This window comes from Pseudoalteromonas sp. SR41-4 (assembly GCF_014163985.1).
GTDB classification, from domain to species: Bacteria; Pseudomonadota; Gammaproteobacteria; order Enterobacterales; family Alteromonadaceae; genus Pseudoalteromonas; species Pseudoalteromonas rhizosphaerae.
The window spans coordinates 80,056-103,282 of sequence record NZ_JACJEI010000002.1; the positions used below are offsets into that span (position 1 = coordinate 80,056).

Below are 23,227 nucleotides of genomic sequence, written 5' to 3' on the forward strand. Positions count from 1 at the left end.
TGTCAGGTTAAGCCTTATTGTTTAAAAGTTGATTTAATAATGCGCGATTTGTTGGTAACCCTTGTAAGTATTTGGCAATTTTTTCACGGTTTTGCTGATAAAAATACTGCCCAACTTTAGAGTTATTAAAGGTATTTTCTGCTGTTGTATTTTGCGTGTGAAAGCCCATTCCATACAATACATATTGATAGCTGGCAGAGGGGAATACCTCTTCGTTTTCAATTAAATCAAACCTGCTTGGTGGTTGATATTGCCAAATTGCCAGCAATTCATTCAAACGAGTAGGAATGCTCGATGGTTTTTTTATATCACGCCAGTATTGACTATCATCACGTTCACTTAATATGTAGTGTAACTTTAAAAAGTCGATTACTCGCTGCCAGCGATAACTAAAGCGCTCATTAAACCGTTTAGCCAGCAAGTCCATATGAGTACGGTTTTGCGGCATTTGTTCACTTAACATGCTGATTGAAAGCTCCACCATCGCCAGTGCTGATGCTTCAAGTGGCTCTATAAAACCTTGCGACATACCAACAGCAACACAGTTTTTTACCCAAAACTGTGTGCGGTAACCAGGAATAAAACTCAGCTTGCGAGTTTGTATTTGCTCGGCGACTTCTTCACCAACAGATAGCGCAGCATAGCTTTTTAAGGTGTTCACAGCGGTTTGTTCATCGCAGTATTTATCGCTATAGGTATACCCAATACCACGACGACTCGGTAGACCAATATCCCAGATCCAACCATGTGGCTGCGCCGTTGATAAAGTGGCTGAGGCGATCTCTTGTTGATTATCGTTATAAGGGAGATGTGCAGCGATAGCGCTATTATTAAAAAGAATATGCTCTTGTGTGATAAGCGTTGCGCCATAGTGCTCACCAATCAAACGCGCCCGAGCACCGGTACAATCAATGAATAAGTCGCCGTCTATGTCACCGTGCTTTATGGTGGTGAGTGAATGAATATAATCGTCATGACTATTTTTTACTTCGATGACGTCATCAATAATATGATGCACATTGAGTTTTTTTACGCAGTGGTGTTTTAAAAATGTGGCAAACTTACCGGCATCAAGATGATAGCCGTAATTAGTGACCGCCGCGTATTCTGGTGTGTGTAACTGCTTAGGTGCAAGTGCTGCTTGGCAAACAAAACTTTGCATATTAACGGCGTCGGCATATTTTTGAGTGCTTGCATGATGTTGCCAGTAAGCGTGTAAATCGGTTTCTAAATAGCCTTCGGGAGTCATAAACGGATGATAGTAGTTTTCGCCTATATTTATGTTACGCCAGTTTATGAATTTTGAACCTTGCTTAAATGAAGCATCGCAGTGACGTATAAAATCTATTTCTTCGATACCAATTCGCTTGAGCGTATTGCGCATAGACGGCCAAGTGCCTTCGCCTACACCTGAAATAGCAATGTTTGCAGACTCTATTAAGGTAATCTTTTTTTTAGGGTGTTCAGCGGCTAATAGCCCTGCACTTAGCCAACCTGCTGCGCCACCACCTAATACCACAATGTGTTGTATTTTATTATTCATTGTGTGCTCTGTTGTTTTAATAAAATTGCTATTAACCTGCAACGCAAAAAGCCGCTAACAACTAGCGGCTTAATACTCATGGCGTTAATGAGTCAATAACCCTTGCTTAGAAGTTATAACGCATACCAATATTATAGCGTGCACCATTTTGTTCTAAATTCCATAACTGTGCTTCATACCGGCCATGTTGGCGCATATTTTGTTCAGTAATGTTAAGCCCTTCGACAAAGAACGACATTTGTTCACTGTAGTTGTAAGCAATATTAAAATCAATTTGGTAATACTCTTCTGTAAAGCCCGGCTCGTTAACGTAACGGGCAGCACTGTTTAAGAATTTATCACGCCAGTTATAGGCGATACGCGCCTGAAACTTATCGTTTTCGTACATGGCTATAAAGTTAGCTGTGTCGCTTAAGCCAACAAGGGCAAATTGTGTGACGGTTGGATCAGCGGCTACATTATAATCAATATCACCATTTACTATGGTGTAGTTAGCTTGTAAGCCAAAACCCGTGTCGCCAAAGAAGTGTTGTATAGCAAATTCATAACCATCAATTTTGGCATCTTTACTGTTGGTTGGTACTTGTGCCGTAAAGTCCATCAGTGGGTCATCACTGTTTGGTAGAACGTCGTAAGCGGCTTCAAATTCTTCATAGCTCATCGAGTCAAATGCTACACCATTTTCCATTGCAGCAACCATTTGGAATAAATTTGAATCGGTAAACGCAATACCTTGTGCCTCAAGCTCTGCTTTGGCTGCTTGTGCTCTTGGACCCGCAGATGCATCGCGTAAGCCGTAGTAGTTTTGAGTCATTGGTGATAGACCAATAAAATTATCTACTTTTTTATTAAAGTAACCAATCGACACATAACTTAGATCAGTGAAGTACCACTCAGCAGATACATCAAAATTATTCGATTCAAGTGGGACAAGGCTAGGGTTACCAGTTGCTGCTGGTGCATTAGTGGTGCCTGGAATGATCGAAGGGCCGGTAGGTACACCTACTGTTGCCGCAGAACTTAAATTGTCGTAAGTAGGGCGGGCAATAGTGGTACTGTAAGAGGCGCGAAGAGTCACATCCTCAATAACGTTAATGTTAAAATCTAAGCTAGGTAAAAAATGGTTATAGCTTGAGCTCAAGGAATAGTCATCTTTATTGGTGCCGTAACGCACATTAAAGTCGTTGTTACCTTCCCATGCAACTGCATCAGGTAAATCAATATTAGCAGTTGAGGTAATATCGGTTGTTTCGTAGCGCGCACCAATCACAAGGTTAAATACCATGCCATTGATTTCGTTACTGTAATTATATTGTACAAATGCCGCTTGAATATCTTCTTCAATAGTGCGATTTGTTGCAAACGCGCCATCAGCCGCAAAATTGAACCCGTATTGATCTGCCGCCCAGTAACCAATTTGTGAAGCACTACCGGTAAAGCCTTGATCAAATGAACCACTGGTATCGTAATCATCAAATTCTGCTAAAAAATTAGTTGGATCTAAATAGCCATCGGGTAGTTCTCCAGGGTTTTCAATGCCCCAGTTACCCATTGTATTACGTGTTAGCGATTGTAAAGAGTGACTTTCCATTGAGCGTGACTCAATACCAAAGTCGATACTGCCGTTGTCTATGAGATAACTACCGTGTAGTCGAAATTCATCAACGGTTGATTCTTGACTTGCAAAGTTTGCATCTAAAATTGAGCTACCTACATCAGCTTGATCAAGCGCTCCTGAGCAGTTTAGATTTGTGTGACTACAGTCATCGAAATCTATTACCATAGAGGGTAAGTCACGGCTAAAGTCAACTTGTTGTGCGGCCACGACATTGGCACCTAAGCCTGCATTTATCCAACTACCATAAGGCGCATCGGGTTTGCTGGTGGCTTTTGAGCTGTGGGCATCAAACGAAAAGTTCAGTTGATCACTAAAGTAGTATTGAAGGTTTAAACCGATTGAATTATTTTCGTTTACTTGATTTTGCTCTTGTAATGCTAAGCCTAAGTCGCGAGTGGATAAGTCGCGGCGTTCTTCACGGTAATAAATAGGTGTTTTAACAGCATTGTCATCAAATGTTAAATGGGTTTTATAGTTGTCCATCCAAATTGATTGCTCTGCACGGGCTTCAAATAACTCTTGCTGTGAGTAAGTATAATCAAGTGTTGCGGTAAACGAGTCAATTGGGCTGTATTGCAATGTTAATTGAGCATTAGTACGAGTTCGCTCACGATCTGCAATGGTGTAGCGCAAGTCTGATGGCATTGAATAATACTGGCCCATCGCAGGAGCATTTTCTAATACAATGTCATCTGCTGCTTGAGGGATGGTGCCATCATATTCTGTGGTGCGCCATTCGCCAACAAATGCCCCGGTTGCTGAACTATCACGCTGTTGCATACTTGCTGTGAGTGAAGCACCAAATTTAGCATCTTCATCTGTCCAGCTAAAGATCCCTGAAATTTCTGGAGTAACGTCATCGCCGACACGGTTAGTTGTATCGTGCTGTGCTTTAACACCAATATTGGCAACTAGGCCAGGGTTATCAAGTGGACGAGCGGTATTGATATTAATAGTTGCACCAATGCCACCAGATGCGATGCTTGCTTTACCTGTTTTATATACTTCCACTGATTTCACACTTTCTGAGGCAAGATTAGCAAAATCATAAGCTCGAGAGTTTGGAGCACCACCACCAGCAGGAAGAGAAGCCGCAGGCATTGTACGTCCGTTTAATGTCACCATATTATAATCTGGACCAAAACCACGCACCGTCACTTTAGAACCTTCACCATTGCTGCGGTCAATTGAAACACCGGTAATGCGTTGCAGCGATTCAGCTAAATTAGTGTCTGGAAATTTACCAATGTCTTCTGCAGAAATGGCATCAACAACCCCAGAAGAGTAACGCTTAAGCTGAGTTGATTCTTTGATACTGCCTTTAAAACCGGTGACTTGAATCACTTCTAATTCACTTTGTTGTTCAACCTCGGCGGCAAACGTAGACATAGTGGTTGCGGCACCTAAAATCAAAGATAAGCTGGTGGCTAACTTTGTTTTCATTAAAATATGCTTGGACATTAGACTTCCCTCGTACTGTTATCATTATTATTTACTCGCCACAAAAATGCGGCGGTATCACTGTGTGTGGAAGCGCTTCCATAGTGGCTTGTATTAATTTCTGTGGAAGCGCTTCCAGAAAGGCTAGTGTAATTTTTATGTTGCGTCAACTACTGTGTTTAATTTATTGCAGCTAAAATGTATTAAATTTGTTTAATTGGATGTGGTGTTTATTGTTTTATATATAATTATCAGTCAATTATTTTTATTTTTATTTTATTTTTGTAACTTTATTAGGTAAATGGGTGTTCGCATGGTTTTTATGGCCATAAATATGAAAACAACTGAACTTAAACGGGAGGCTAAGTGAATGATGGAGTAGCAATTAGCGTAAGTAAAAAGTACCTTATTGTTATTATCTAATTGCGTTTTGTATATTTATAACGTATTGTTTATTATCAATTAAAATGGAATATATCGTACTTCCCGCGATTGTGTAAGAGTCGTTATGTTGTTAACTCACGTCAGAAATACCCACATAAAAGAAATCATGTCATGGTTTTTAAATGAAAAAGAAGTTCATGCATGGGCTGGGCCTAATTTTAGATACCCGTACGATTTTAATTCTTTCAAAAAGGGTTTAAAACTTGATGAAATAAACTCATCTGTATTGCTTGCTGATGATAATACGCTAATGGCTTTTGGTCAGTTTTATTTACGTATTGGCTGTTGTCATCTAGGTAGGTTAGTGGTTAACCCTGAGTATCGTGGCGGTGGCATTGTAGCAACACTAATTACCCAGCTCAGTGAACTAGGTCAATTAACTTTAGCTACGCAAACATGTTCTTTATTTGTATTAGCTCATAACAAAAGTGCGATTAAAGCGTATAAGAAACTTGGCTTTGTACTTGCTGATTACCCAGAGCCAATACCACTTGCTAATTGTTTGTATATGACAAAGACACCAGGCTAAGTTTAATCAGTGGTTATACTCAGTGGATTCAGTGTTTAAAAAATTACAATTCAGTTCGGTTACATAACACCGTTGGCAACATGGTCGGTTTGTTGATCACTAATAACCACTTGATCCCGGCCTTTTGCTTTAGCAATATATAAGCGTTTATCGGCTTGGTCTAACAGTGTTTTAATTGAAGCATTGGCATCATAACTACTGCTAATTCCAACACTTACTGATAAATTAATAGTGTTTCCTTTAAAACGTAAGCTATGCCCTCTAATTGCATCACAGAGTTTTTGAGCAGTTACCTGAGCTTGATTAAGAGATTGATCAGGAAGTAATAAAGCAAACTCTTCACCACCAATTCGCGCAGCAATATCGTTATCATTTAATTGTGCCATGATATGTTGCGCTATCCATTTTATAGCGGTATCACCTGTGCTGTGACCATATTTATCATTAACACTTTTGAAGTAATCAATATCGATCATAACTACCGAAAATGATTGCTGATATGCAACACCTTGTTTGAGAAGTTTTTCACCTTGCATAAAAAAACCACGTCGATTTAACAGACCTGTTAATACATCGTGATTAACTAGACGCTGAAGGTTTTCTTCAATATTTACAAATAATAAAAACGGCAATACCAATGCTGTAGCAGTGGCTAGTATTATATGGCTTACTAAAATTGCTTGTAGCCAAAGACTATAATCAGTTGCAGAATTACTAACCAAAGGAGCTGCTAACATAAATACTTGTATATACATGATGAGAGAGTGGCTAATAAAACAGCCGGACAAGATTTTTTGTTGCATTGGTGCTACGCATTTCATCTTATAAACTAAGTATGCACCGTAAATAAAGAGTGTTGCAATAACGAGACTTGTCACCAATTGGCCTGCTGTAATCGCATAGATTGGTAGTAACACAATTGCACTGGCAATCACTAAGGTTAAAAAGTGCCGATTAGTATTTCTAGTTAGATTAGTTACTTTCTGCAAACCAATAAGAGCGAGTATAGGACTGATTATGATGCACATATCTGCCAGATAGTGCGTAATAAAAGGGCTATCAAGTACTATCCGTAGACATGCTAAGATTTGCGAGACCACAAATATCATACACGACCCGCCTAAGTATAAATAGCAGGGTTGTTTTTTATACTTATAAACGGTAAAAAAAAAGCCGCCGATCAGGACATTCAAAAGTAACGAGATGCTAATCACAGTGGGTAAATGTAGCATTATGAATCTGCCTGGTTTAATCGTGCTGCTTCAGCAACTATTGGTATAGTTATTATATATTGGTATTCACGAATTAACATAATTAGTGCGCAATTTATGGTTAACGGGTGATAGGCCATCAAAGCTAAACTTGTTAGGTTCGAAAGTGGCTAGACTAATAAGTATATTACCATCAGTTATAATCCAATGAGCTAGCAGTAAAGATATCAGATTGGAATTATTTACGCGAGGTGTTGTTATCGTAAAATTGCAACACAATTAAATTACTGCTCATTAAGAGCGCCGTTTTTAAAATTGGTACTAGCATATAGTAAACGAGGTTATTACGTTGCTAAGTTAATAATGATAGAGCTCTAATTTTGTTCAGTAAGATCAAATTAATCGCGCTATATTGTTAAGCGCCTGTTCCAAACTCGTCACAGGTATAAAAGGCGTTAGAGCACAGCAGAATAAGGAGTGATCATTGGCTTAGTTGTTCAGGTAAGCTTTTTACAGTAAGTAAAGTACCCGCTAAAATTGTATAAGAGTTACGACGTGTAATAATTGTTAAACGGTAGCACTACCGCAGTTTTATCCACATGGCTAAACTTATATAATTCAATCGACATTACTCATTAATTATTAGGTTACTACTTTGTCCCAATATGGTGGCGTACCATAGTATCCGTTAATAAAATCAATAAAACACCTGATTTTATGTGGTAGTAATTTTCGGTGGGCATAAACAACATATAAACCAACAGATCCCGTTGCAAATTGAGGTAAAACTTCGATCAACTTGCCACTATTAATGGCTTCACTGGCGATAAATGTAGGCTGTAATGCAATCCCTGCACCGGCGATAGCACAATCAACTAATACATCCCCATTATTACTTTGAAACTCGCTACTACGTTGCGTGTTTTTTACCCGTAACCACTGATATATTTCGTCTTTAGTATCCATTTCTGTGTAGCTATAATGCAAGTATCGGTGGTTTTTTAGATCTTCAGGTTTTTCAGGAGTACCATGTTTTTCAAGGTAGTCAGGTGAGGCACATAAAATTAATCTAATGGGCGCGACCTGCTTGGCAATCAAAGACGAACTTTTGAGTCGACCAATACGCAGTGCTACATCATAACCTTCATCAACAATGTCAACTTTGCGGTCGTTCAGTTGCAAATCAACATTAACAAAAGGGTAATGTGATTGGAACTCAGTCACTAATTTACCCATGTGTTTTAACGCGAACGACACCGGAGCACTTATTCTCAGAGTTCCGGTTGGGTGCTGCTGTAAGCCCCCTAATTGTGAATCCATTTCATCAATGCTTAACAATATCTGTTGCGCATGCTGAAAATAATGAGTGCCAGCTTCAGTGAGGCTCACTTTACGGGTAGTGCGATTAAGTAACCGTACAGCAAGGCGTTCTTCTAGTTTAGAAACGTACTTACTAACCAATTGTGGTGAAAGTTGTAAGGTTGTTGCTGCATTGCTAAAACTACCTTCGATCACCACAGATACAAAGGCCCGCATTGCATCAATTCTATCCATAATTTTTCTCATATTTAAATTGATTAACAACATTTTGTTGTTAATTATTCTTTATTTGTCATCTTACTCCGCCATGACATTGATAGTAAAGTGTACTTATCCCAACAGGGTCTAATTAAAACGTAAATAAATACTTTGCTAAAGAGGAACAAATAATGAAACTAATAAACACGATACTAAAATCAGATGCAGGACTTGCCGCTTTAATACTTCGCGCGCCAATTGGTTTGATTTTAGCTGCACATGGATCACAAAAATTGTTTGCTTGGTTTGGTGGTTATGGTCTGGAAGGAACAGGTCAATGGATGGCGAGTATCGGTATTACTCCAGGTTATTTAATGGCATTACTCGCAGGCAGTGCTGAATTTTTTGGCGGGTTAGCATTATTACTTGGGTTATTGACGCGTCCTGCTGCACTTATTTCAGCATTTACCATGCTAGTGGCTATTTTTTCAGTACATATAGACAATGGCTTGTTTATGGCAAATAACGGCTACGAATATGCACTGACACTGTTTGTAGTACTGATTGCGCTAACATTACAAGGTGGTGGTCGTTTTAGTATTGATAACTTTATAGCGAATAAATTAACGTCTAGGCAGTTACAGTCCAAGCATGTTTAATCACTATTATGAAATGACGTGGATTACGGATAAATCCGCGTCTTAGCTTTGCGTTAGTTTAACTATCAAGGTTTACTTGCTCATGTTAAGTGAGCTTGTTTGGAGTAACTATGAATAATGTAGACATTGCATTTATCTCTCATGGTGGCGGCCCAATGCCACTGTTAAATGAACCAAACCATACACAATTGGTTGCTTATTTAAAATCACTTGCAAGCACGCTAAAAAAACCAAGTGCCATTTTATTAATTAGCGCTCATTGGGAAGAGTCAGTAGCGACTATTACTGCCAATGCAGCACCGGGGATGATTTACGATTATTATGGTTTTCCGCCAGCTGCCTATCAAGTGCAATACCCAAGTCAGGGAGAGCCCAAGTTAGCTGAAAAAGTACAACAAGTGTTACAACATGCTGGTATTGAAGCGAAGTTAGATCATCATCGCGGTTACGATCATGGTTTGTATGTGCCTTTAACATTAATGTACCCAGCAGCCGATATACCCGCGATTCAACTATCACTAGTGAATAACTTAGATGCTGCACAGCACTTAGCAATCGGTAAAGCGTTGCAATCTTTGGATTATGAAAATTTATTAGTTATTGGCTCTGGTTTTTCGTTTCATAACATGCAGGCATTTTTCGCGCAGGATAATCAGCAGAGCCAAATCAATAACCACGAATTTGAACAGTGGCTACGGTCGACCTTAAGTGATAACACCTTGCCTGAACCAAAGCGTAATTTAATGATGCAAAACTGGCATAAAGCGCCTCATGCACGTTATTGTCATCCGCGAGAAGAGCATCTATTACCACTGCATGTATGCTATGGCTTAGCTGGCAGAGCAAGTGATGAATATGAAAATGTTACTATTTTCAATAAGCAATCAAGCGCATTTGTATGGCGAAGGAAAGAGCAGGGTATTTAATATTTGAATCATTGATCTTCTGTGTAGAGTCAAATCGTGGCGGGCATTTTTTAATTTATTTATTCAGAATTGATACGACTGAGTGGATTCGAACCACAGACCTGTGGACCGGGTGATCAAGAGTAGGTAGTGCGCTAATCAACTGAGCTAAGGTTTACGAATTGAGGATGTTAGTGATTAAGATTGGTACGACTGAGTGGATTCGAACCGCTGACCTTTGGACCGGGTGATCAAGAGTAGGTAGTACGCTAATCAACTGAGCTAAATTGAGGATATTAGTGATAAAGATTGGTACGACTGAGTGGATTCGAACCACCGACCTTTGGACCGGGTTATCAAGAATGGGTAGTGCTCTAACCAGCTGAGTTGTAGTTTACTTAAGATTTATAAAGTAGGTTAGGCTGATTTTTGTTTTTACTTGAATTGGTACGACGGAGTGGATTCGAACCGCTGACCTGTGGACCGGGTGATCAAGAGTAGGTAGTGCGCTAATCAACTGAGCTAAGGTTTACGAATTGAGGATGTTAGTGATTAAGATTGGTACGACTGAGTGGATCCGAACCACTGACCTTTGGACCGGGTGAGCAAGAGTAGGTAGTGGGCTAATCAACTGAGCTAGGGTTTACGAATTGAGGATATTAGTGATTAAGATTGGTACGACTGAGTGGATTCGAACCACCGACCCCTACCATGTCAAGGTAGTGCTCTAACCAACTGAGCTACAGTCGTACAATATATTTTAATAGGACTTTTACTTAAATTTGGTACGACCGAGTGGATTCGAACTACTGGCCTCAGGACCGGGTGATCAAGAGTGGGTAGTGCTTTTTCTTACGATAGTACTTTTATTTAAAATTTACTTAAATTTGGTACGACCGAGTGGATTCGAACCACCGACCCCTACCATGTCAAGGTAGTGCTCTAACCAACTGAGCTACGGTCGTATCATAAATTTAAGTTGTGCTAATTGCTTAACAACGGTCGCTAATATATAGCGTGCGCTGAAGTGAATCAAGCGAGAAACGCTTTTTTTAGTTCGTTTGCCGTTTTTTTATTCATATTGGGCTGATTTCACACGTTTTATAAAATTTTTGCCACCAAATAACGTGTGTTTTGGTGGATTCTTTAAATGCTGTGAGTATATTACTTGGCTGTGCTGGGCTTAGTAATGCCGTTAGTTGCGGTTGTGTTGGGCTGGAGTCTTGCCATAATGCTTGATACAACGGCATTAGGCGCTCTAAAGCACCTGATAGTTGAGCCTGATAGGGTTGTAACTGCTGCAAGTAATATTTCTTGAATACGTTGCTGAGGATCTGTGCTTGGCGTTTATTTTTTAGCGGGTTGCATAGTGTGCTTAGCTCAATATTCGCTAAAAAGTTACTAGTACTATTATTTAGCTGTGTTTGTTGGCGTACTGCGCTTATTAAAGCTTGATTGAAGTTAAACTGGCGCAATTGCGCCAGTAGCGGATAGAGCGCTTTAGAGTCTATTTGTGCATATTGCTGCTGTATTATTTGCTGTTTTAAATTCACTAGGCTTTGCAGCGCAAGTTCGGTTTCTACAAGGCCGGCTAAGTTTGTATCAAGTGTATAGCCGGTTAGCTGCCATGTGCGTTTTAGTTCTGGGTCTTTATAAAGTAGCTGCTTGAACTGATCTAATAACTGTTGTTTTTTATTATGTAATTCGTTACTTATGGCTTGATAACTTTTTGAATCAGGTTCTAGACTATCTAAGCACTGTGGTGCAAATTGAATAAATTGAATCTGGTATATTAACTGGCTAGCAGGAGAGGCGAGTTTTCCTAGTTGACTATTATGTTCAGCAATAAGGGTATTGAGTTTACAGTGTGAAAGTTGTGCCAGTTGCAATATGCTCAACTGTTGTGCATTTTTTGGTTTATTGTTGCTAACAACTGATAGCGCAACATTGGTAAGTTTTGCTGTATCAGGAGTTGGCTTATCTAACGCATTAGCGAGCCGCTGCTGATATTCTAAATACACATCAGCGGGTTTATCTGTGCATGCACAAAGTAGCAGTAAACAGCACAGTAAACTACAAAGGTAACCAAACCGTGACGTTTGGTTACCTTGTTGGTGCGATTTTTTAAGCGCTTTTAAGTGGTTCATGTTTGAATCTATTCGCGACAGTGAGCATTAATAACACTGCGGCTACACTTAAGCCGACGATGATACCTACCCAAAAACCATGCGGGCCCATTGCTGGCACTATTAAATCGGTGCGTGCTAAAACAAAACCCAGTGAAAAACCAATCAACCAGTAAGATATAAAGGTTATATACGAAATCGGTGCTGTGTGTTTTAAACCCCTTAATATACCGTTGGCAGCTACTTGTAAGGAATCAGGTAGCTGATAAATACACGCTAGAATCATGATTGACGTTGCTAAGGCAATAACACGTGCATCATCTGTATAAAGTTGACTGATCACGTTTCGGCCAAAGAAGGTGATGGCAGCAAGTAGAATGGCAATGATCATGGCTAGAATATAGCTTGTTGAAATAGCTTTTTTAAGCTGCTCAAAATGATTTTGGCCGTATAAATTGCCAATCCGAATACTGATCGCAATAGATAAACTCAGTGGCATCATAAACAGCAAGGTTGTGACACTTGCAGCAATCTGATGGCCGGCTACCGCAACCGCACCTAAGTGCGCAATAAATAAAGGAATACAGGCAAATAAAGTGACTTCAAAAAATGTAGCAAGTGAGATTGGTATGCCCACCTTAGTAATTGCCCACATGGTTGGTAATTGCGGTGCTTGAAAGTTTGCTAATAATGTTTTGGCATCTACTTTTTTACTTAATTGGCAATAAATAACTTGTGCGATGGCCATAGCAGTAAATACTAATGCTGTGGCAATCCCACAGCCTGCACCACCGAGTGCGGGCATACCAAACATACCGTGAATAAACACATAGTTGGCTGGGATATTGATGGCTAAACCAATTAAGCTGATATAAAAAGCCGGCTTTGTCATCCCCATGCCTTCGGTAATATTACGATAAACACTGAACACTAAAAATCCAATAATGCCCCATTTTACAAAATGAATATAGTCATAGGCCATATTGGCGATAGCAGGGCTGGTATCGAGTTTGAGAATAATAATATCGGCAAAATAGGCAATAGATAAACCGATAACACTCAGTACACCAGCTAGGTACAAGCCTTGTTGAAAGTAATGGCTGATGCCGGTTTTATCGTTAGCGCCGGAAAATTGCGCAATTATGCCAGTCAGGGCTAATAATATGCCTTGCAGAGCCAACATGGCGGGGTTCCATACGCCGGTTGCAATTGACAATGCTGCTAAATCGGTAGGACTCACTTGTCCTGCCATGATGGTGTCGACCACTGACATTAAAACTAAGGTTACTTGTGCTAAAAAAACGGGGATTGCCAGAGAAACTAACCGTTTGGCTTCCCAACTACAAAAAGTCATATCACTTACTACGTAAACTGAAGAGGCAGATAGTGTAATCGATAAAGCACAGAATCAAAAATTATAGCGATGAGTCAATGTTATTGGTTACAGTAATAATAACGTGGATCGGGTAAACTAAAGCGTGAAATAATATGAATAGTATCTACTTTAGGTAATAAAAGGTGAATTGATTTATGTTTACAGGAATTGTGCAAACACAAGCGACGGTGATTTCAACTAACCAGCAGCAAGGTGTGATGCGTTTAGTGCTCGCTGTAGCAAAGCAATATGTTACAAAACTTGAGTTAGGCGCCAGCGTTGCCATTAATGGTTGCTGTTTAACGGTTGTTAAAGTAGATAATATCTCTGATCAACCGCTTGCTCAGGTTCACTATGATGTAATTGACGAAACATTACAGTTAACTAATTTAGGAAAGCTTATTGCTGGCAGTACCGTTAACTATGAGCGCTCTATGACTTTTGGTACTGAGTTAGGTGGGCATATTGTATCTGGTCACATTCACTGCACCGCCCAGATTGAAAATATTATTCATACACAAGATAATTGTAAAATACAGTTATGCTTACCAAGTCAATGGCAAAAGTATGTGATGTATAAAGGTTTTGTATCAGTCAATGGCGCTAGTCTCACGGTAGGTGAAACCGATGAGCAGGGCTTTTGGCTGCATTTGATCCCAGAGACGTTAGCTATTACCAATATTGGTAAGGCTGCAATTGGTGATGCGCTAAATATCGAGGTTGATCAACAAACTTATACCATCATCAATACGGTCGAAAATTACTTACGACAGCAGGCTTCGTAGTCAAATATAAATGCTAGGCTAAAATATTTGTTCGTCATCGCTATCAATATGTAACTCTACCTTACTATTTGCATAGTCAATATGCATATTAAAATGGATAGGGTTACAGCATGCTGCGCAATCTTCGAAGTAATCTTGATCGCCATCACTAGCATCAAGGGTAATATGAATATGATGGCCACAATGTGGGCAGCAGATCCGTTGTGATAGTTGGTTTTTCATAAATGATTCAACCTTACAAAGCAGAGCAATAAAAGGTAATTATTTATCGCTGCTGATAAATGGTTATGCACCCCATAATTGAACGCTAGCGCCTGTCATTGCTGGGGTTGTTCAACATTAGGCGATACCTAAATATAGTCTGCTTTATTCATTTATGACATCTATTTGACAATAAAAACGACCTTATTTCAGTAGTAGTTCTATTTGTTGTTTAGCTTCAGTAAGATAGTGGCCGGCAAAGATATTTGCATGATTTAAAATAGGGTAAAGCTGGTAAATTAACTTACGTTGCTCATAGCCATGTGTTAGTGGGTAATGCTTGTTATAGGCGATGTAAAAAGCGTCAGGTAAAGGAGCAAACAGCTCGCTCATGGCAATATCAACTTCCCGATCACCATAATAGCAACTCGGATCAAATACACTCGGTACTGATTGAATAAATCCCATGTTGCCACGCCAAAAATCGCCATGCAACAATGATGGCTTTACGGTATGACCATGTAGCATGTCTTTTATCAGTGCGACAAAGTAATCTTTGTCGACGAGATCAATGCCTTTTTCATGCAGTAATTGGAGCTGCCAGCCAATGCGCTCTTCGGCAAAAAATATATTCCATTTTTTATGCCAGCGATTGGGCTGAGTTGTTGGGCCAATAAAGTTATCCTGATCAAAACCAAACATGGCTTGGCGATGTTTCAGATGCAGGCTTGCAAGGTGGCCACCCATAATATGCCAGTTGGTATGAGGTTGTTGGTCAAGTTCAAGCCATTCTAAAACGATAAATGAAAACTCAATATTAGCACCTGTAGTGATACAATCTGGCACCATAAATAAGCTCTCTTTAGTGAGCAGTTGTAAATTGTGGGCTTCGTTTTCAAATCGCTCTAAGTCACTACGATGGGCTACTTTAACAAAATACTGGTGTATACCATCACTGAGTTGAAATAATTTATCGCTATTAGGGCTTTGCAGTTGGCGTTTTATAGTGTGTTTAAAGTCAAAATGCATTGCTTGGCTGATCTGTTCGTTAACCGTATTCCACATAGCATTGTTCGCCTTTTGTACAGATAATTAAACTATGGCAAAAAGTAGTTAAATAAACAAACTCTTGAGAGTAAAATTAATGTTTTATAAGCGCGCGCTTAGCTTTATGCAACAACCAAGTGGAGAGAATGATGAATAAAAGCCTTATTACCAATGTAATTGCCGGGATTTTAGTGGTGGCGGGTTTTCTATTTGACCAAGCAATTGTACTGTCAATCGGCTTATTTGCACTCTCAGGCGCAGTGACTAATTTACTCGCAGTGCATATGTTATTTGAAAAAGTACCTTTGTTATATGGTTCGGGCGTGATCCAGCTGAAGTTTGCAGGGTTTAAAGTGGCGATTAAAAATCTTATTTTAACCGAGTTCTTTTCAGAGCAAAAAATATCTCAATTGTTAGGCAACAAAAATATCAATGTTGATCTACAGCCAGTGATCAATGAAGTCGATTTAAATCCTGCTTTTGATAGCTTACTTGACGTTATTGAGCACTCCCAATTTGGTAGCATGTTAGCGATGTTTGGTGGTAGTACCGCGGTTGAGCCGATGCGCGAAGCATTTATTGACAAAATGCGTGGTTCATTACTTAATATGAGCGAAACCGATGAGTTTAAAAGCTTGGTGAATGAAAAATTAACGCAATCAGGACTCGCAAGTGATTCGTTGTTTAACACGGTTTCTGGCTTAGTTGATGAGCGTTTAGACGAGCTGACACCAAAAATGGTCAAAGATATTATACAAACCATGATCCGTGAGCATTTAGGCTGGTTAGTTGTATGGGGCGGGGTATTCGGTGGTTTGTTTGGCCTGATTGCTGCAATCATATAAATTAGTTTTTAAGCAGGCCAACGACTCGCCTGCTTAAATTTGATATTGCTTAGCCATACTACTTAGAACCGGCAACAACCATAATTGTTTGTTGGTCTAGTTTTGCTAAATCTTGAATTGAGGTACCCGTTGTCGTTTCAAGGTTTAGATATTTTGCCGTTTTATTAAAACCGTAAGTTCCCGCAAATTTTGCGATACTCATGTCGTTACAACGCAGTTTATCGGTTGTGGTTGTTTTGCTAATACGTAAGTCTCTCATCGTTGTATAAAGTTGCGAAGGCCTATTGGAGCTCACCGCCATGCATATTTGGGTACTTGGACTGTTATCAGCTGCAACAAATTGTGCAGCCTCAGTATTTGTTGCAGTAAGTGCTACAGAGCTTAAAAGTAATGTTGTACAAATCGTTGTTGATAAAGTATTCATCATCATTCTCCAGTGGTTTGGGTATGTCTGCTTGTTGATGAGTTAATTATCAGCTTTATTTTTAAATAAAGCTGTAAATGAAAATCGACAAGATGTAACACCGTGTGTGGATGTGTTTTATAATAATTAACTATCTGATAATAAATGATTTAATGTATGTATTTTGACATATTTCAAACAAATTATTTTTCACTTTTTTTATTGTTTTTGGTTGTTTTTCAATCTGCTTTCATAGGTTTTACATGCTATTTACTTTAGAGTCATTGTACTTTGTTGTGCAGCATTACTGACATATTTTTCAACCCTGTTATGATCGTCTTGATTATCAAAATACCTGTCTATTAGGAGACTCTGTGAGTAAAACATTGGCGAGTTATTATCAGCAAGCATACGCCTGTGAACAGCATAATTTTAACCGTTGCTTTTATTGTGGCTGTGAAGCGACTGAGCGCGATCATTGCCCGCCATTGCATATGCTACAAAGCATTATTGATTTAGGTGAAGAAGCTGAGTTTATTAGTATTCCAGCGTGCTATGAATGCTATGCAATATTGCACAACGAGCGCTTAATGACGATTGATGAACGCTTTACTAAGTTAAAAAACAAACTCGGTGCCAAATACGCTAAACCACTGCGGGTTTATAATATGTGGCATGAGAATGAACTTAGCGATATGAGTGATGAGTTTGCACATAGCATTAAAGCGGGTATGGCGTTAGGAAAAGAAGCCGCAGAGCGCTTGGCGTTTAGTGGTTTTAGTTATGCAACCGAAGAAGCCAAGGTCACAGTGCGAGAAAAAACGGCTGAGTTTGATGTTGAAGGCGCCATTTTTACTGATTTTAAAGAAGCTTTAAATTATTGTATTAGCGAATTAAAAGTACAAAAAAGTGATTTTTATAAAATTTTAGTAGAAGACTACCAAGGTGATTTTAATAAAGCCTTGAGTCAGTATCGTCATCGTCACGATAAAGTGACTGCCGCTAAAGATGGCGATTGCCTAATTAAGGATTTTTCAAAATTGCATAAACAAAATTCAGACTTCGTAACTCGAACTGTTAAGCACTTTATTAGTAAAGATCCAAGTTTGACAACAGAAGCTGCACTTGAGCAACTGTATAACAATTATATTAAGAAATAACATTCATCTTATATAAATGCAGCTCTAGCTGATTTTTTAGCTTTATGTTGTGTGTTTATATAAAGTAACAAAAAAACAACAACAGAGACTAATATGATGCAAAAATTTGCTCCTTCATTGTTGGTTGTTGCACTTGGTGTGGCGATTGCCGGCTGCCAAGACAACGGCCCACAAGACGACAAAGTAACAATCAATAAAAATCCATATCCAAGTACCTATAAGGTACTTAAATCAACCACGACGCTTATCACCAATGCAACAGTACTAACAGGTACAGGTGAGCGTTTAGAAGAAGCCGATGTATTACTTGTTGACGGAAAAGTGCAACAAGTCGGTAAAGATCTAACTGCACAAGCTGATTTGACTATTGATGCACAAGGTAAATGGGTTACACCTGGGCTCATTGATGTACATTCACATTTAGGAGCATACCCAAGCCCTTCTGTTGAATCTCATCAGGACGGCAATGAAATGACCAGCCCAAATACTGCCGAAGTGTGGGTTGAGCATTCAATTTGGCCGCAAGACCCTGGCTTTAACCGCGCGCGTGAAGGCGGTATTACCGCATTACAAATTTTACCCGGCTCAGCTAATTTATTTGGTGGTCGTGGGGTTACTTTAAAAAATGTTCCATCGCACACGATGCAGGGTATGAAGTTCCCTGACGCACCGTATGGTTTAAAAATGGCCTGTGGTGAAAACCCTAAGCGTGTTTACGGGCGTAAAGGGGTTTTACCATCAACACGAATGGGCAATATGGCTGGCTATCGCACTGCTTGGATTGGCGCCGCTGAATATAAACGCGCGTGGGATAAATACGATGCTGATTATGCAGCAGGTAAAAATCCAGAGGTGCCGCATCGTGATATTAAATACGATACATTGCGTGGTGTATTAGAAGGCGAAGTAATGATCCACAATCATTGTTACAAAGCAGAAGAAATGGCAATGATGATTGACCTTTCAAAAGAGTTTGGTTATCACGCGGGTACTTTCCATCACGGTATTGAAGCATACAAAATTGCTGATTTACTCGCTGAAAATGGCTCATGTGCTGCGCTTTGGCCTGATTGGTGGGGCTTTAAGATGGAAGCTTACGACATGGTACAAGAGAACGTAGCGATTGTTGATGCGGTTAAAAATTCTTGTGCTGTTGTTCATTCAGATTCTGACACCACAATCCAGCGCTTAAACCAAGAAGCCGGTAAAGTAATGTACCGCGCTAACGATAATGGGTTTAATATTTCAGAACAGCACGCAATTAAATGGATCACTTCGAATGCTGCAAAATCGCTAGGTATAGCTGATAAAACCGGTTCACTCGAAGCTGGCAAACAGGCTGATGTGGTAATTTGGAATCAAAGTCCGTTTAGTGTTTATGCTAAAGCTGAGCAAGTATTTGTTGATGGTGCGAAAGTGTATGATCGCTACGATGATACATTCCAAGCACAAAGCGATTTTATGTTAGGTCAAAAATAAGGAGTAACTAGGATGACAAAATTAACACATTCATTTTCACTCTCGCTAGTTGCTGCTGGTTTGTTAGCAAGTACTGCGGTGAACGCCCAATCAGTCGCGATCATCAACGCCACTGTTCATACCTCAACTGAGCAAGGTATTTTACAAGGCGCTAGCATCATCATGGATGAAGGCAAAATTATTGCTATTAATCCTGCAACAGTCGAAGCTGATACGATTATTGATGCCAAAGGGCAAATTGTTACAGCTGGCTTTATTGGCAGCATGAATCAGTTAGGTCTAGTTGAAGTGGGCGCTGTTGCTGGCTCTCGCGATGCTGGCGATGATAAAGCGGGGATCGATTTTGATCCAAGCCTAGCATTTAATGCTCACTCAAGCTTGATCCCGTATGCACGTAAAGGTGGCATTACCCGTGATGTGATCACCCCACATGGCGGAGAAAGTATTTTTGCAGGCCTTGCCAGCGTAGTTGATTTAAGCGGTGAGTTTGACAGTGTTAAGCAAACGCAAGTCGCGCTGGTAGTTAATTTAGGTGAGAAAAGCAAAGGCTCGCGCGCAATGTCGCTGAAAAACTTGATTGATAAGTTAGCAGCACATCAACAAAAAGCCAGCAAAAAAGATAAAAAAGACGATGCTGTACCAAGCACTGAAGATAAAGTGCTCGATAAAGTATTAGCGGGTGAAATGCCACTATTAGTAACGGCTTCTCGCGCCGCAGATATTATTGAGCTAATCAAAGTAAAACAACAGTTTTCACTTAATTTAGTGATTGCAGGCGCACAAGATGCCGTGGTTGTGAAAGAGCAATTAGCGCAAGCAAATGTTCCAGTCATTGTAAGTTCTATGGAGAGCTTGCCAGGCAGTTTTGATTCGCTACATGCGAGTTTAGATAATGCAGGCAAACTCGAAAAAGCAGGCGTAAAGGTGTTGTTGTCGATCGCAGGCGATGCCAGTCACAATGTTTATCAATTGCGTTTTGACGCGGGTAATGCGGTTTCTTATGGCATGACACAAGCGGGTGCATTAAAAGCGATAACAGCGAATGTTGCTGATGTATTTGGAATTAATGCCGGTAGTGTGGCGGTAGGTAAAGCTGCTGACTTAGTGATGTGGAACGATGACCCATTTGATTTTACTAGTCACGTAACTAAAATGTTTATTAACGGCGAAGAAGTTTCAACTGAAGCACGCCAAGATAAACTCCGTAAGCGTTATACTACTGACTCAGATATGCCTCGCGCATATACTAAGTAACTACGTTCAGCTTAGTAACTTGAACAATTTAAAGGCTGCATTTGCGGCCTTTTTGCTTTTTGTATCAGTGAAAAATAAAACATTATTTAAAAACCACAAAAAAGGCGCTCACTTTAACAGTGAGCGCCTTTTAAATTTAAATCGATACTTATACTAGTTTAGCTAAGATATCGTTAAATGTTGTGCTAGGGCGCATTGCTTTAAATGCTGCATCATCATTTGGTTGGAAATAACCACCGATGTTTACAGCTGGGCCTTGTGCATCGTTAAGTTCGTTAACGATTTGTTCTTTGTTGGTTTCTAAATCACTGGCGATTTGTGTGAACTGTGCTTTAAGTTCACTGTCATCGTTTTGCTTGGCAAGTTCTTGCGCCCAGAATAAAGATAGGAAGAAGTGAGAACCACGGTTATCAATTTCTTTCACTTTACGAGACGGTGATTTGTTTTCAGCAAGGAAAGTACCGGTTGCTTTATCAAGGGTATCAGCTAGCACTTGTGCTTTGTTGTTACCAGTATTGACAGCTAGGTGCTCAAGTGATGCCGCAAGTGCTAAAAACTCACCTAACGAATCCCAACGTAAGTGGTTTTCTTTTTCGAATTGTTGAACGTGCTTCGGTGCTGAACCACCCGCGCCAGTTTCAAATAAACCGCCGCCATTCATAAGTGGTACGATTGAAAGCATTTTTGCACTCGTACCAAGCTCAAGAATTGGGAATAAATCAGTTAGGTAATCACGTAATACGTTACCTGTTACTGAAATAGTATCTAGGCCATCTTTAATGCGTGCAAGAGAGAATAAGGTTGCTTCAAGTGGTGCAAGTATTTGAATATCAAGGCCCGATGTATCGTGGTCTGGCAAGTATGCGTTAACTTTCTTGATTAACTGTGCATCGTGCGCACGGTTTTCGTCAAGCCAGAAAATAGCAGGGTTACCGGTAGCGCGTGCACGGTTTACAGCTAATTTTACCCAATCTTGAATTGGTGCATCTTTAACTTGGCACATGCGCCATACATCGCCTTGCTCAACAGTGTGTTGTAGCAATACGTTGTCAGCACTATCAACAACACGGATCACACCATTTGCTGGTGCTTCAAAGGTTTTGTCGTGTGAACCATATTCTTCAGCTTTTTGTGCCATTAGGCCAACGTTAGGAACGCTACCCATAGTGGTTGGATCAAATGCACCGTGTTCTTTACAGAAATCAATTGTTGCTTGATAAACACCAGAGTAACAACGATCAGGAATGACAAAGCTAGTATCTTGCAATTTACCTTCACTGTTCCACATTTGACCACTTGAACGAATTGCAGCAGGCATAGACGCATCGATGATCACATCACTTGGTACGTGTAAGTTAGTGATACCACGATCAGAATCAACCATCGCAATTGCAGGGCGTGTAGCGTATACAGCGTCAATATCAGCTTCGATTTCAGCGCGTTTAGCATCGTCTAATGTTTGGATTTTAGCGTAAACATCACCAAGACCATTATTAACATCAACACCTAGCTCAGCAAATAAAGCGCCGTGCTTAGCAAAAACGTCTTTATAGAATACTTTTACCGCATGACCAAAGATGATTGGATCAGATACTTTCATCATGGTTGCTTTCATATGTAATGAAAACAGAATGCCTTTTTCTTTTGCAGCATCGATTTCAGCCGCTAAGAAAGCTTGTAGTTTCGTAATACTGATTGAAGATGCGTCAATCACTTCACCAGCAAGTAATGGCGTGCTTGCTTTAAGAACAGATACGTCGCCATTTTCAGCAACGTGCTCAATACGTACATCAGTAGCAGTATCAAGCGTTACTGATTGCTCAGAGCCAAAGAAATCGCCTTCGCTCATGCTCGCAACATTTGAAGCAGAATCTTTGCTCCACGCACCCATTGAATGTGGGTTGTTACGTGCATATTCTTTTACAGAGCCAGGAGCACGACGATCAGAGTTACCTTCACGTAATACTGGGTTTACAGCACTACCTTTGATTTTGTCGTAAGTTGCTTGAATTGCTTTTTCTTCATCTGTTTTAGGTTCTGCAGGGTAGTCTGGCAGTGCGTAACCTTTTGCTTGTAATTCTTTGATAACAGCACGTAATTGTGGAACTGATGCACTGATATTTGGTAATTTAATGATGTTTGCTTCAGGTTTTTTAGCCAGCTCGCCTAATTCAGCAAGCGCATCACCAATACGTTGTTCTTCAGTTAAATACTCAGAGAAGTTAGCAATAACACGACCCGCTAAAGAGATGTCACGTGTTTCAACTTCAACGCCTGCGGCATTAGTGTATGCTTGGATGATCGGCAGCAAAGAGTATGTTGCTAGTGCCGGAGCTTCGTCTGTTTTAGTGTAGATAATTTTTGATGTCATCATCATTCCTAGATAGTAGGCGTAAGAGCCATATTCAACAATGCAAAGAAATATCATCGCCATCATGCGTGCACGACGTGACAATGATCAGTCAGTTAGGTGTTAATACTGTTGATTAAATAATCACACCTGACGAACTGTATTTAATTTTATGTTATTTATAAACTAAGTAAATTAGCCATTAGCCTAATTATTAGTGTTTAAAGGGCCTTTTGAGGCTGCTTTTAAGCACCTAAGAGTGTAACAAGCTTGGCAACAAAGGGCTAATAACAAATATAACATGGGGGTATTAAAAAAGAATTTCAAGAGGAAGG

18 protein-coding genes and 2 tRNA genes are annotated in these 23,227 nt (G+C 39.9%); 8 read left to right on the forward strand and 12 right to left on the reverse strand.

From position 1 onward, the window contains the following. Window positions 1-7: 7 nt before the first annotated feature. Both H5180_RS02005 and H5180_RS02010 read right to left on the reverse strand, forming a co-directional pair. The gene (locus H5180_RS02005; protein ID WP_182757589.1) at window positions 8-1,543 is read right to left on the reverse strand and encodes a tryptophan halogenase family protein; all 1,536 of its coding nucleotides are present in this window, start codon (window positions 1,541-1,543) and stop codon (window positions 8-10) included. Between the two features lie 106 nt (window positions 1,544-1,649). Continuing rightward, window positions 1,650-4,622, reverse strand: a complete 2,973-nt coding sequence (locus tag H5180_RS02010; RefSeq protein WP_182757590.1) for a TonB-dependent receptor — start codon at window positions 4,620-4,622, stop codon at window positions 1,650-1,652. Window positions 4,623-5,109: 487 nt separating this feature from the next. On the opposite strand from H5180_RS02010, the gene H5180_RS02015 reads away from it, so the two are divergent. Next, a complete protein-coding gene (locus H5180_RS02015; protein WP_259399521.1) occupies window positions 5,110-5,574 on the forward strand; it encodes a GNAT family N-acetyltransferase in 465 nt (154 codons plus the stop codon). Between the two features lie 59 nt (window positions 5,575-5,633). Here H5180_RS02015 and H5180_RS02020 read toward each other — a convergent pair whose 3' ends face one another. Further along, window positions 5,634-6,683, reverse strand: a complete 1,050-nt coding sequence (locus H5180_RS02020) for a GGDEF domain-containing protein (RefSeq protein WP_182734307.1) — start codon at window positions 6,681-6,683, stop codon at window positions 5,634-5,636. 744 nt (window positions 6,684-7,427) lie between these two features. Continuing rightward, window positions 7,428-8,339 (reverse strand): LysR family transcriptional regulator, encoded by a 912-nt coding sequence (locus H5180_RS02025; protein WP_145233062.1) that lies wholly within the window; start codon window positions 8,337-8,339, stop codon window positions 7,428-7,430. 155 nt (window positions 8,340-8,494) lie between these two features. On the opposite strand from H5180_RS02025, the gene H5180_RS02030 reads away from it, so the two are divergent. Together H5180_RS02030 and H5180_RS02035 are read left to right on the forward strand one after the other, a co-directional pair. Then, window positions 8,495-8,962 carry a DoxX family protein gene (locus H5180_RS02030; protein WP_145233063.1) on the forward strand — a complete coding sequence of 156 codons (468 nt, stop codon included), beginning with the start codon at window positions 8,495-8,497 and terminating at the stop codon, window positions 8,960-8,962. Window positions 8,963-9,072: 110 nt separating this feature from the next. Beyond that, window positions 9,073-9,888: a class III extradiol ring-cleavage dioxygenase gene (locus H5180_RS02035; RefSeq protein ID WP_259399522.1), complete on the forward strand. Its 816-nt coding sequence runs from the start codon at window positions 9,073-9,075 to the stop codon at window positions 9,886-9,888. Window positions 9,889-10,540: 652 nt separating this feature from the next. On the opposite strand, the gene H5180_RS02040 is transcribed toward H5180_RS02035, so the two are convergent. The 4 genes from H5180_RS02040 to H5180_RS02055 form a co-directional block, all read right to left on the reverse strand. After that, window positions 10,541-10,617 (reverse strand) — tRNA-Val (locus H5180_RS02040). Window positions 10,618-10,755: 138 nt separating this feature from the next. Then, window positions 10,756-10,832, reverse strand: a tRNA-Val gene (locus H5180_RS02045). Between the two features lie 111 nt (window positions 10,833-10,943). Continuing rightward, window positions 10,944-12,014, reverse strand: coding sequence for a DUF3080 family protein (locus H5180_RS02050; RefSeq protein ID WP_182757591.1), 1,071 nt, complete (start codon window positions 12,012-12,014; stop codon window positions 10,944-10,946). Then, window positions 11,992-13,347: an MATE family efflux transporter gene (locus tag H5180_RS02055; RefSeq protein ID WP_145233065.1), complete on the reverse strand. Its 1,356-nt coding sequence runs from the start codon at window positions 13,345-13,347 to the stop codon at window positions 11,992-11,994. The genes H5180_RS02050 and H5180_RS02055 overlap by 23 nt, the downstream gene beginning before the upstream one ends. Before the next feature lie 176 nt (window positions 13,348-13,523). Here H5180_RS02055 and H5180_RS02060 point away from each other — a divergent pair, with 176 nt between their 5' ends. Continuing rightward, window positions 13,524-14,153 carry a riboflavin synthase subunit alpha gene (locus H5180_RS02060; protein ID WP_145233066.1) on the forward strand — a complete coding sequence of 210 codons (630 nt, stop codon included), beginning with the start codon at window positions 13,524-13,526 and terminating at the stop codon, window positions 14,151-14,153. 18 nt (window positions 14,154-14,171) lie between these two features. On the opposite strand, the gene H5180_RS02065 is transcribed toward H5180_RS02060, so the two are convergent. Both H5180_RS02065 and H5180_RS02070 read right to left on the reverse strand, forming a co-directional pair. Beyond that, complete coding sequence (locus H5180_RS02065; RefSeq protein WP_145233067.1) at window positions 14,172-14,375, reverse strand: CPXCG motif-containing cysteine-rich protein; 204 nt, start codon at window positions 14,373-14,375, stop codon at window positions 14,172-14,174. Between the two features lie 183 nt (window positions 14,376-14,558). Then, complete coding sequence (locus tag H5180_RS02070; RefSeq protein WP_145233068.1) at window positions 14,559-15,419, reverse strand: fructosamine kinase family protein; 861 nt, start codon at window positions 15,417-15,419, stop codon at window positions 14,559-14,561. Between the two features lie 131 nt (window positions 15,420-15,550). Between H5180_RS02070 and H5180_RS02075 the strand changes: the two genes are divergently transcribed. Then, window positions 15,551-16,246 carry a DUF445 domain-containing protein gene (locus H5180_RS02075; RefSeq protein ID WP_145233069.1) on the forward strand — a complete coding sequence of 232 codons (696 nt, stop codon included), beginning with the start codon at window positions 15,551-15,553 and terminating at the stop codon, window positions 16,244-16,246. A gap of 58 nt (window positions 16,247-16,304) precedes the next feature. Here H5180_RS02075 and H5180_RS02080 read toward each other — a convergent pair whose 3' ends face one another. Continuing rightward, the gene (locus H5180_RS02080; protein WP_182757592.1) at window positions 16,305-16,670 is read right to left on the reverse strand and encodes a DUF3718 domain-containing protein; all 366 of its coding nucleotides are present in this window, start codon (window positions 16,668-16,670) and stop codon (window positions 16,305-16,307) included. Window positions 16,671-17,023: 353 nt separating this feature from the next. Here H5180_RS02080 and H5180_RS02085 point away from each other — a divergent pair, with 353 nt between their 5' ends. From H5180_RS02085 to H5180_RS02095, 3 genes are all read left to right on the forward strand, one after another. Further along, window positions 17,024-17,809: a hypothetical protein gene (locus H5180_RS02085; RefSeq protein WP_145233071.1), complete on the forward strand. Its 786-nt coding sequence runs from the start codon at window positions 17,024-17,026 to the stop codon at window positions 17,807-17,809. A gap of 96 nt (window positions 17,810-17,905) precedes the next feature. Then, entirely contained in the window at window positions 17,906-19,288 is a 1,383-nt protein-coding gene (locus H5180_RS02090; protein WP_182757642.1) for an amidohydrolase, read from the forward strand. 12 nt (window positions 19,289-19,300) lie between these two features. Further along, on the forward strand, window positions 19,301-20,542 hold the full coding sequence (locus tag H5180_RS02095; protein WP_145233072.1) for an amidohydrolase family protein: 1,242 nt from the start codon (window positions 19,301-19,303) through the stop codon (window positions 20,540-20,542). Between the two features lie 148 nt (window positions 20,543-20,690). Here the strand turns inward: H5180_RS02095 and H5180_RS02100 are convergent, their stop codons facing one another. Beyond that, the gene (locus H5180_RS02100; protein WP_145233392.1) at window positions 20,691-22,913 is read right to left on the reverse strand and encodes an NADP-dependent isocitrate dehydrogenase; all 2,223 of its coding nucleotides are present in this window, start codon (window positions 22,911-22,913) and stop codon (window positions 20,691-20,693) included. Window positions 22,914-23,227 lie beyond the last annotated feature (314 nt).

Bases quoted from the DNA above. Each gene is read 5' to 3' on its own strand.
- H5180_RS02005 (WP_182757589.1), bottom strand. From the start codon at position 1,543: ATGAATAATAAAATACAACACATTGTGGTATTAGGTGGTGGCGCAGCA.
- H5180_RS02010 (WP_182757590.1), bottom strand. From the start codon at position 4,622: ATGTCCAAGCATATTTTAATGAAAACAAAGTTAGCCACCAGCTTATCT.
- H5180_RS02015 (WP_259399521.1), top strand. From the start codon at position 5,110: ATGTTGTTAACTCACGTCAGAAATACCCACATAAAAGAAATCATGTCA.
- H5180_RS02020 (WP_182734307.1), bottom strand. From the start codon at position 6,683: ATGATATTTGTGGTCTCGCAAATCTTAGCATGTCTACGGATAGTACTT.
- H5180_RS02025 (WP_145233062.1), bottom strand. From the start codon at position 8,339: ATGGATAGAATTGATGCAATGCGGGCCTTTGTATCTGTGGTGATCGAA.
- H5180_RS02030 (WP_145233063.1), top strand. From the start codon at position 8,495: ATGAAACTAATAAACACGATACTAAAATCAGATGCAGGACTTGCCGCT.
- H5180_RS02035 (WP_259399522.1), top strand. From the start codon at position 9,073: ATGAATAATGTAGACATTGCATTTATCTCTCATGGTGGCGGCCCAATG.
- H5180_RS02050 (WP_182757591.1), bottom strand. From the start codon at position 12,014: ATGAACCACTTAAAAGCGCTTAAAAAATCGCACCAACAAGGTAACCAA.
- H5180_RS02055 (WP_145233065.1), bottom strand. From the start codon at position 13,347: ATGACTTTTTGTAGTTGGGAAGCCAAACGGTTAGTTTCTCTGGCAATC.
- H5180_RS02060 (WP_145233066.1), top strand. From the start codon at position 13,524: ATGTTTACAGGAATTGTGCAAACACAAGCGACGGTGATTTCAACTAAC.
- H5180_RS02065 (WP_145233067.1), bottom strand. From the start codon at position 14,375: ATGAAAAACCAACTATCACAACGGATCTGCTGCCCACATTGTGGCCAT.
- H5180_RS02070 (WP_145233068.1), bottom strand. From the start codon at position 15,419: ATGTGGAATACGGTTAACGAACAGATCAGCCAAGCAATGCATTTTGAC.
- H5180_RS02075 (WP_145233069.1), top strand. From the start codon at position 15,551: ATGAATAAAAGCCTTATTACCAATGTAATTGCCGGGATTTTAGTGGTG.
- H5180_RS02080 (WP_182757592.1), bottom strand. From the start codon at position 16,670: ATGAATACTTTATCAACAACGATTTGTACAACATTACTTTTAAGCTCT.
- H5180_RS02090 (WP_182757642.1), top strand. From the start codon at position 17,906: ATGCAAAAATTTGCTCCTTCATTGTTGGTTGTTGCACTTGGTGTGGCG.
- H5180_RS02095 (WP_145233072.1), top strand. From the start codon at position 19,301: ATGACAAAATTAACACATTCATTTTCACTCTCGCTAGTTGCTGCTGGT.
- H5180_RS02100 (WP_145233392.1), bottom strand. From the start codon at position 22,913: ATGACATCAAAAATTATCTACACTAAAACAGACGAAGCTCCGGCACTA.